Source organism: Streptococcus sp. 2022WUSS037, assembly GCF_044427225.1.
In the GTDB taxonomy this organism is placed as follows: Bacteria; Bacillota; Bacilli; order Lactobacillales; family Streptococcaceae; genus Streptococcus.
Window position 1 is genome coordinate 1 of record NZ_JAOTGJ010000051.1, and the last position, 8,921, is coordinate 8,921.

At 41.0% G+C, this 8,921-nt stretch carries 7 protein-coding genes and 1 pseudogene; 3 read left to right on the forward strand and 5 right to left on the reverse strand.

The window, feature by feature from the left end; genetic code table 11:
• A partial coding sequence (locus ODU55_RS11100; RefSeq protein ID WP_398582857.1) for a YSIRK-type signal peptide-containing protein occupies positions 1-1,460 on the reverse strand: 1,460 nt, incomplete at its 3' end.
• Positions 1,461-1,883: 423 nt separating this feature from the next.
• Between ODU55_RS11100 and ODU55_RS11105 the strand changes: the two genes are divergently transcribed.
• Positions 1,884-3,542: an NFACT family protein gene (locus ODU55_RS11105; RefSeq protein ID WP_398582858.1), complete on the forward strand. Its 1,659-nt coding sequence runs from the start codon at positions 1,884-1,886 to the stop codon at positions 3,540-3,542.
• A gap of 24 nt (positions 3,543-3,566) precedes the next feature.
• Here the strand turns inward: ODU55_RS11105 and budA are convergent, their stop codons facing one another.
• The 3 genes from budA to ODU55_RS11120 are packed head-to-tail and all read right to left on the reverse strand — an operon-like array spanning position 3,567 to position 6,672.
• Positions 3,567-4,283, reverse strand: coding sequence for an acetolactate decarboxylase (budA, locus tag ODU55_RS11110; RefSeq protein ID WP_222374939.1), 717 nt, complete (start codon positions 4,281-4,283; stop codon positions 3,567-3,569).
• A 3-nt stretch (positions 4,284-4,286) separates the two neighbouring features.
• A complete protein-coding gene (locus ODU55_RS11115; RefSeq protein WP_398582859.1) occupies positions 4,287-5,516 on the reverse strand; it encodes a hypothetical protein in 1,230 nt (409 codons plus the stop codon).
• The gene (locus ODU55_RS11120; protein WP_398582860.1) at positions 5,506-6,672 is read right to left on the reverse strand and encodes an AI-2E family transporter; all 1,167 of its coding nucleotides are present in this window, start codon (positions 6,670-6,672) and stop codon (positions 5,506-5,508) included. The genes ODU55_RS11115 and ODU55_RS11120 overlap by 11 nt, the downstream gene beginning before the upstream one ends.
• Before the next feature lie 135 nt (positions 6,673-6,807).
• Here ODU55_RS11120 and ODU55_RS11125 point away from each other — a divergent pair, with 135 nt between their 5' ends.
• Positions 6,808-7,812 (forward strand): lactonase family protein, encoded by a 1,005-nt coding sequence (locus ODU55_RS11125; protein WP_398580333.1) that lies wholly within the window; start codon positions 6,808-6,810, stop codon positions 7,810-7,812.
• Between the two features lie 63 nt (positions 7,813-7,875).
• Positions 7,876-8,061 (forward strand): hypothetical protein, encoded by a 186-nt coding sequence (locus ODU55_RS11130; RefSeq protein ID WP_002935693.1) that lies wholly within the window; start codon positions 7,876-7,878, stop codon positions 8,059-8,061.
• A gap of 32 nt (positions 8,062-8,093) precedes the next feature.
• On the opposite strand, the pseudogene ODU55_RS11135 reads toward ODU55_RS11130, so the two are convergent.
• Positions 8,094-8,516 (reverse strand): annotated as a pseudogene (locus ODU55_RS11135) (HAD family hydrolase); the annotation flags it as partial.
• Positions 8,517-8,921: the final 405 nt, after the last annotated feature.

The following is an 8,921-nucleotide window of genomic DNA, read 5'->3' on the forward strand; positions in this document are numbered from 1 at the left end:
AAGTGACCGTCTGAGGCAACTTGACCTACAGTCGCATCTGTTGCTTGTGCAACAAGACGGTATGTTTTGCCATCTTTAGTGATAACACTTGGGCGCTCTGTCGTCTTATCTGATGTGAGTTCGCCTGTATTGACAGTAGTATCGTAAGCTGACCCTACTTCTCCATCAGTGGTATCTTTGAACTCTGTACCAATCTTAGTACCTTCGGTATCTACGTAGTTAACAATAACTGAGCCAGTAGGGAGTTTTTCATAAAAATACGCCATTTTAGTAGTTGGGGAAGCATAGTTGTTCGCAACTGTTAACAAACGGTTTCCCATAGAAGGAATAACGAACTCTGCAAAACTACCTGCACCACTATATGTCACAGTTCCTACATACTCATCACTTGGTTGGTTATCCGTACCTTCTTTTCTCAAAGGAATAGGAGTATTACCTAAAAAGACTTTTACGGTCTCTGTACCACTTGCATCTATTACATCATAGACAATACGTAAATCATTACCTTTACCATCATAGTTAGTTCTAGATACTGTTGTTGTTTCACCAACTGGATAATTTGGATTGGTAAAGTCATTTTTAAAATTACCAGCTGCAGTTAACACACCTGTTTCAATTGGACGATAGGTAATTCGATAACCATTTACCAAAATATCCCCTAACGTATAGGTATCTCCGCTTAGACCAGTTTGTGAATATTTCGGTAATATCTGCTCGTACGCGCTCGCATCAAAGTCAGTATTGTAAAAACTTTTTCCAATAGTTTCCCTATCTTTTTCATAGAAATAATAGATTTCTTGTGGAACAACATAAATACCTGATGTACTAATCTTATTAGCTGGTTCAGCACCTGCTGCTGGACCGAATAAAGCAAGTAGGCGTTTTGCATAGCCTGCCGGTCCTTCAATAACAATCGTCAGTGCCCCACGCGTATTAATACCACCCGTTATTTTAATATCTTCAGTGTTATTAAATCCACGAACAGTAGCTGTATGACCATTTTTAATATTATCTGTTCTTTGTTTTAATGCTTTTGTTTTTGCATCATAAATTGAAAGAGAAAGACTTCTATCGTTTCTGTTAACTGATACTACATAATAGTCAGTATCTAATTCTTTCCACTTTGTTTTACCGTTTTCAGTTCCATCACTAACAACTTCAGCAATTATCTGCAAAGTCAAATAATTTTCACGTTCATCTTTTACAATAAAATCTTTCGGTGTCTCCTTAGCAACTACAGAATATCCTGCATCGGCATAATCAATTTTTGTACTATCCGTATTTACCTCATACGAAACAGATGACGTAGCGGATACAGTAGGTACTCCTGCAAATAAAAACGCACCTAGGATTACTGAAGCAGCACCTAAACCTAGCTTCCGAATGCCATATCGATAGCGTTTTTCATTTTTCTGGAACTCATCGTTTCTTAACGAACGTTTACCTTTAGCAAAATGCATATACTGATTTCTCCTCTTAATAAATGGATTTTTGGTTGATCATGCTGGCTTGTTTATCATCATGTCTATAAAGCGTATCCAAGTCATAGTGTGAGTTTGTCATAGCTCTACTATAATACTTGAATACTTGGAATACTGTCAATAGGAAACTCTCTCGTTCTAAAAGCAGACCAAATGATTATGTATAAAATTATAACTCAACCTATTCCTAGCACAGGAATATATTTTTTTCATACTGATACAAACAAATCCATACACAATTCAATAGTTACTATTATACCCCCCCCGACTTTTTTGCAAGTAAACAGCCCCATCCATCATCACTCTATAGTCCTACACTTTTTCTCATAGTATCACTCTCATCAAAAAACATCAAAATATGATATACTAGACTGAGTTATAGCGATTAGAAAGAGGAAAACCATGTCTTTTGACGGATTTTTTTTACATCACATGACGGCTGAGTTAAGGGCCAATTTAGAAGGTGGGCGGATTCAGAAAATCAACCAGCCTTTTGAACAGGAAATTGTTCTTAACATCCGCAGCAACCGTCAGAGCCATAAGTTGCTCCTGTCCGCCCATTCAGTTTTCGGGCGGGTTCAGCTGACCCAGTCAGACTTTACCAATCCCAAGGTACCCAATACCTTTACCATGATTCTGCGGAAATACTTACAGGGTGCCATTATCGAGGAGATTCGTCAGTTGGACAATGACCGCATCTTAGAATTTTCGGTGTCCAACAAGGATGAGATTGGTGACCATATACAAGCTACCTTGATTGTGGAAATCATGGGCAAGCACAGCAATATCATCTTGGTGGATAAGTCTGAACAGAAGATTATCGAGGCTATCAAGCACATTGGTTTCTCGCAAAATTCCTACCGGACCATCTTGCCAGGCTCGACCTACATTCGTCCACCGGAGACGCATTCTCTCAATCCTTACACGGTATCTGACGAGAAATTATTTGAAATCCTATCGACTCAGGAACTGAGTCCTAAAAATCTCCAACAGGTCTTTCAAGGTTTGGGTCGGGATACGGCTTCTGAACTGGCCAGTCATTTGCAGTCAGACCGCCTGAAGAACTTCCGTGTCTTTTTCGACCAGACTACACAGCCTAGCCTGACAGACAAGTCCTATGCTGCTCTGCCATTTGCCAATAGCCCTGAAAACCAGCCACACTTTGAAAATCTGAGCAACCTGCTGGACTTCTACTATCAGGACAAGGCGGAGCGGGATCGGGTGGCCCAGCAGGCCAATGAGCTGATCAAGCGGGTAGCCAGTGAGCTGGAGAAGAATCGCAAGAAGCTGGTCAAACAGGAGCAGGAATTGGCGGATACGGAGACGGCGGAGTTGGTGCGGCAAAAGGGCGAGCTCTTGACCACCTATCTGCATCAAGTGCCCAACGACCAGCCGAGTGTGCGGTTAGACAACTACTATACGGGCGAGGAGTTGGAGATTGAGTTGGACGTGGCTTTGACGCCTAGCCAAAATGCCCAGCGTTACTTCAAGAAATACCAGAAACTCAAGGAAGCGGTCAAGCACCTGACCAACTTGATTGAGGAAACGAAGGCGACCATCGTCTATCTGGAGTCCGTTGACACCATGCTGGAACAGGCTAGTCTGGCTGAAATTGATGAGATTCGTGAGGAATTGATTGAAACAGGCTACCTCAAACGTCGCCACCGTGAGAAAATCCATAAGCGTCAGAAACCTGAGCGATACTTGGCGACGGACGGGAAGACCATTATTCTGGTCGGGAAAAATAACCTGCAAAATGATGAGCTGACCTTCAAAATAGCCAAGAAAGGCGAACTCTGGTTCCATGCTAAAGACATTCCAGGTAGTCATGTGGTCATCACAGACAACTTGGACCCAAGCGACGAGGTCAAGACAGACGCAGCCGAGCTGGCTGCCTACTTCTCCAAGGCTAGACATTCTAACTTGGTCCAAGTCGATATGATTGAGGCCAAGAAACTGCATAAGCCAACAGGTGCCAAGCCAGGCTTTGTGACCTACCGCGGCCAGAAGACCCTCCGTGTCACCCCAACTGAAGACAAAATAAAATCCATGAAAATCTAATTCATGGATTTTTCTGTATTGAAATCACTCCGCCTTATCAATATCTTCCCTGACTTCCTTGGCGTTGAATTTAGCAAAGAGATAGTTGCGATCCTGGACTGGAAAGCGTTGGTCCAGCTGGTCAACAGCACCAACTTCCACAAAGCCTTCTGAAATCACATAATCCATGACATGACCGCCGAAGGTCAAATCATCCGAGATAAAGTGCAGGTGGTAACCAGCCACGCTGACCCCGTGGAAAATCTCAGGCGTCCAAATGCCCACAATCGTCCCCGAAATGTTCTCAGCGGTATACTCAGGCTGGCGACTAGCCACTTCCGCAAAACGGACATCAGAGGCCGACTTCGGAATCATACGCACATGCATATGCGAAAACGTTCCTTTTATTTTGATGGAACGGAAGAGATTTTCACCATCATAATAGGACTCAATTCGCTGATGCAATTCATCACTAGTCATTTCAAAGCGTTGTTTGAAAATGACTTCTGCTTCGTGAAAAATGACCGCCGCATAGGGGACCTTCATATCAGCAGGAACTTCAACCACTTCTGGTTTTTCCCCTGCTCCCTTGGCCTGATAGGCCTTTCCATCTAAAACAATCAGCTCGCCGTCAATAGAATCCAGGGTTCCCAAACCCAAATCACCATGTTCCAACAATTCGCCAACCGTCAAGGAGCCGCCATACAGTCCAGCCATCAAGGCTCCTAAGGTATTGTATTGAAATAATCGATTTACTTGCATAACCTACTCTTCATTCAAAAATTCTTGCATGGTTAAATCGTCTGGCACCAATTGGATATAACGACTAGCTTGCTCTTTTGCCTCGTCCAAACGACCAAGTTGACGTAAAACCGCTACGTAATCAGCCAAAAATTCAGGATTCTCAGCCAATTCTCCGGCCAATTCATCGTAAAGCTCAATAGCTTCATCATCTCTTTCTAGAGCTTGATAGGCTTTGGCCACATTCCAGCGAGCTAGAACATTATCTACCTCTTCATCAAATAAAGCCACAACCTCTTCAAATCGCTCCTGTTCAAGATACAGATTGGACAAGCGCAGAGCTAGTTCGTTACTATCATCAGCCACCTCTTTTGCCTTGAGAAGATAGTCTTCAGCAGCTTCCTCATCGTGCAATTCATAGGCATACTGAGAAGCCTGAAGCAAGAGATTGGCATCAAAGTCATTTTTAGCCAAGCCTTTTTGAGTCATAGCCAAGGCATCTTCTAATTTATGCTCGGCATGAAGCGACTGAGCATAGGCATATTCATAGCCCTCAAAATCAGGATTGATGGTATCCAACTGCTTGAAATAGAGATTGGCTTTTTGGTATTCTTCTCGTTCAAATAGCAGAGCTGCTAACTCAAAGACCGTCTGATCATCGTATTCCAACTCAACAGCTTTTTCCAAAAATTCAATGGCCGCTTCAAATTTCCCTAAACTTGCATAGGCAATACCAATTCTCTGATAGGTAGAAACTCCCGTTAATTCGTAGATTTCACGATTGTCCAGCTGGGCATAGTAGGAAATAGCCTCATTAAAAAGCTCCAGTTCCATATCCAATTCTGCTAAGCCAAAGAGGATAATGGGTTCATCTGATAAGTGACTTGCTTCTAACAATTTTTCACGCGCCACATCAGACAAGCCTTCTGCCTGATACAAATCCGCCTTGACCAACAAGGCTTCTACATAGGCTGGACTGTCTTCCGAAATTTCCTCCAAATAAGCAAACGCTTCTTCGACCATGCCGTCTTCAAAAGCAATCTGAGCCAGATTGAGGACTACCTCAGGATAGGTTTCCTTGAGTTTGTCATAAATTTGTGCAGCCTGAGGGAAAAAACCAATACTTTCCAGATAGGCAGCCAAGGACAAAAGCGTTTCACTGTCATCTTGCACCAAGGCGCGCCTGAAATACTTATCTGCCTTGACTAAATCCTGCTGGTCCAAACAAGCCAACATTTTTTCACTATTGTTCATTCAAAACCTCGTTCTTTTCTTCATTATATAAATGACTATTTGCTTTGTACCACTCAAATACTGCCTTGACTAACACTTTAATAGATGCATAAATTGGAATCCCTAAAAGCACCCCAAGAACTCCATACATTTGACCAGCTGTTAAGAGTACAAACAAGATGGTAATCGGGTGAATATTCAAAGAAGAACCAATGATTAGGGGAGTTACAAATCGCCCTTCAATAGTTTGTTCCACCATAAAAACAATTAAAACCTTAACCAGCATGATTGGACCAGCAATCAATCCTAAAATAACAGCTGGAATCATGGCCAAGAAAGAACCCAAATACGGAATTAGATTGAGGAAACCAGCCATCACCCCCAAGGTTATTGGATAGCTAAGACCAATGATTGAGAACATCACTGAGAACATCAGGGCAACAATAATCGCAACGGTCACCTGACCACGAACATAGTTTGATAATTGCCCATTCACATCTGATAGCACTGTTCCAATCGGTTCTCTCCACTTGGTTGGTAGATATTGGGTGATGTGTTTATTCAAATACTGACCATCCCGTAACAGATAAAAGAGAATAAAAGGCATAATCAAAATAGCAACAATAATCTGCGAAGCGGTTGAAATCAAATTACTTGCCCAATTCACAGCACTTGAGGAAAACTTCTGAGCATAGGCAACGATCTGATCATTGACCTTATTTAACATCTCCAGAGCTGTTGGTCTAAATTGTTCAAAGCGCTGATTCTGTAGGAGCCCAGTTACCTGTCCTTCGATTTTCTGGATATTCGAAGGAAGATTTTGCGCAAAGGATGTCACTTGCTCTTGAATACTCGGAATTGCCACCGCCAGTCCCCAGATAATGAGAAGACTGATTAAAACAAAGAGAATGGAAATACCAACCGTACGAGAAATTTTATGCTTTTCCATCCAGTCAACCATCGGATTTAATAGGTAATACAAAAGACCTGTTAAAATCATCGGTAACAATACAATTTCTAAAAAGCTTCCTATTGGTCTGAATAAAAAACTAATTTTACTAAAAATAAATATGGTCAAAAAAGTCAGCAAGGTTACCAATAAAAATGTCACCGCTTGGCTATTTAAAAACAAGCGGAAAAACCAAGTCAGACTAAATTTTTGATGCTTATCTTCCATCTAATACACTCCTAGTCTTTTTTTCTATTGTAACATGGAGAAAGGATTTTTGTAAAAATCAACTACAGAATTTATACGACTTTCTCAGAAAAACATGGTATAATTTTATCAATCATTTCCAAAAAGGAGAAGCCTATGACTATCTATTTCGGTACCTACACAAAACGTGAATCAAAAGGAATTTATAAAGCAAATTTTGACTCCGAGACAGGACAACTTAGCAATCTAGAATTGGTCACTGAAGAACCTAACCCTACCTACCTTGCCTTTGATAAGGCCGGACATCTATACTCCGTTGGCGCTGAAAATGGTCTAGGAGGTATCGCTGCCTTCAATGCTGACTATACTCTACTCAACCATGTTGTATCAGAGGGTGCACCACTTTGCTATGTCGCTGTAGATGAAGCAAGAGATTTAGTTTATGGCTCCAATTTCCACAAAGGGCAACTACTTGTTTATAAACGTTTGTCGGATGGTTCACTAGAATTAGCTGATGTCGCTCAACACGAAGGATCTGGGCCGCACGAAAACCAAGCTTCCGCCCACGTTCACTTTTCTGATTTGACGCCCGATAAATTTTTAGTAACCTGTGATTTAGGATGTGATCAAGTAGTAACCTATAAGGTCTCTGACCAAGGAAAAGTAGAGAAAATCGCAACCTATCAGGCTGCGCCAGGAAGTGGTCCACGTCACATTGTCTTCCATCCTGTCGCAAAAATCGCCTATCTCATCTGTGAACTCAATTCAACTATTGAGGTGCTTATCTATGACGGCTGGGGACAATTTGAACACCTACAAACTGTCTCTACTCTCCCAGAAGACCATACTGGTTTCAACGGTACTGCCGCTATTCGCATCACAAAGGATGGTAAATTTATTTATGGATCCAACCGAGGAAACGACTCTATCGCAGTCTACAAAACGCTTGCTGATGCCAGCTTAGAATTAGTTGAAATCGTCCCAACAAATGGAAAAACTCCTCGCGATTTCACTCTTAGTCCTGATGAAAAGCATTTGATTGTTGTCCATCAAGATTCTGACAATGCAACTGTATTCGAAAGAGATGCCGAAAATGGCTGTTTGACTGAGCTTTCACACGATTTCTATGTTCCTGAAGCAGTTTGCGTTACATTTTTATAAGTCGTTTCAGTTGTGAAATCCGTCCAGTTTTGGTTTAATAGTTTCATAGGAGGTGTTTTCACCATGAATCCAGTAGATCTTTTTAACCAAGTAAAAGAATTGATTGCAAACAAAGACTTTGATGGTGCAAAACAATTTATCGAAGAAAACAAAGACCAATTTGGTGAATACTTGGAACAGGCAAAAGGCTTGTTATCAGGTTCTGAAGGTGTTAACGGTCTTTTAGATAAAGTTAAAGGCTTGTTCTAATACATGTAAAAACTAGGCTGAGAATGTTCAGTCTAGTTTTTTTGTTCAAAAATATTTGTTATCTCTTGCAATGAAGGAATCACCCAATCACTCTTCAATTTTTCATTTTCACTGGCATACTTCCCAAAACCTGTCAGTATCCGTACAGTCCACATTCCCAAAGATTTAGCAGGGAGAATATCATTATCATACCTATCCCCGACATAGACAACTCTATCTGCAGGGATGTTTGCTTTTTGCAAGGCAAGTGTGAAAATAGTTGTATCTGGTTTAGATAGCCCAACCTCTTCAGAGAGGATGATGAGTTGAAAATAAGACTCAATTCCCCACTCTTTAAGCAGTTCTCTAATACTACTAGACTGATTGGCAATAATCCCCAAACGATAGTTTTGTGATAACTTCTCTAGAACATCTATTGTTTCAGGATACAGGCTCACACCCTCATTTAAAGTCAAAAAACAAGTCTGGAACTTTCCAGACTTGTTCTTACTATAGCCCTCGCTATACTAGCTCGGGGATAAATTAGTACACTGTACTAATTTATTTTTTCAAGTTATCGCAGTATCAAATAATTCAATAAAATACACTAAATTATTAACCTACTTTTTACCTTTTTTATTCTAAAATGTAAAGTACAAACAAGTACAATATACTAAAGGGGTAGTAAAAAAGGTATTAAATTGATGAGTTCAGCAAGCAAGACAAAAGGCATCTTACTGGATGCCTTTTACTGTTTTATGGCTTCGAGCCAGTTTTTCTCGTAGAGAAAAACAAGAAAACCACCAGCTATGCTGGTGGCTGACAAGGCTTTGAGCTTCCATTTCTTTTTCCTGTTATAATCTAATTGTTCAGGTTAGATA

Bases quoted from the DNA above. Each gene is read 5' to 3' on its own strand.
- ODU55_RS11105 (WP_398582858.1), top strand. From the start codon at position 1,884: ATGTCTTTTGACGGATTTTTTTTACATCACATGACGGCTGAGTTAAGG.
- budA (WP_222374939.1), bottom strand. From the start codon at position 4,283: ATGCAAGTAAATCGATTATTTCAATACAATACCTTAGGAGCCTTGATG.
- ODU55_RS11115 (WP_398582859.1), bottom strand. From the start codon at position 5,516: ATGAACAATAGTGAAAAAATGTTGGCTTGTTTGGACCAGCAGGATTTA.
- ODU55_RS11120 (WP_398582860.1), bottom strand. From the start codon at position 6,672: ATGGAAGATAAGCATCAAAAATTTAGTCTGACTTGGTTTTTCCGCTTG.
- ODU55_RS11125 (WP_398580333.1), top strand. From the start codon at position 6,808: ATGACTATCTATTTCGGTACCTACACAAAACGTGAATCAAAAGGAATT.
- ODU55_RS11130 (WP_002935693.1), top strand. From the start codon at position 7,876: ATGAATCCAGTAGATCTTTTTAACCAAGTAAAAGAATTGATTGCAAAC.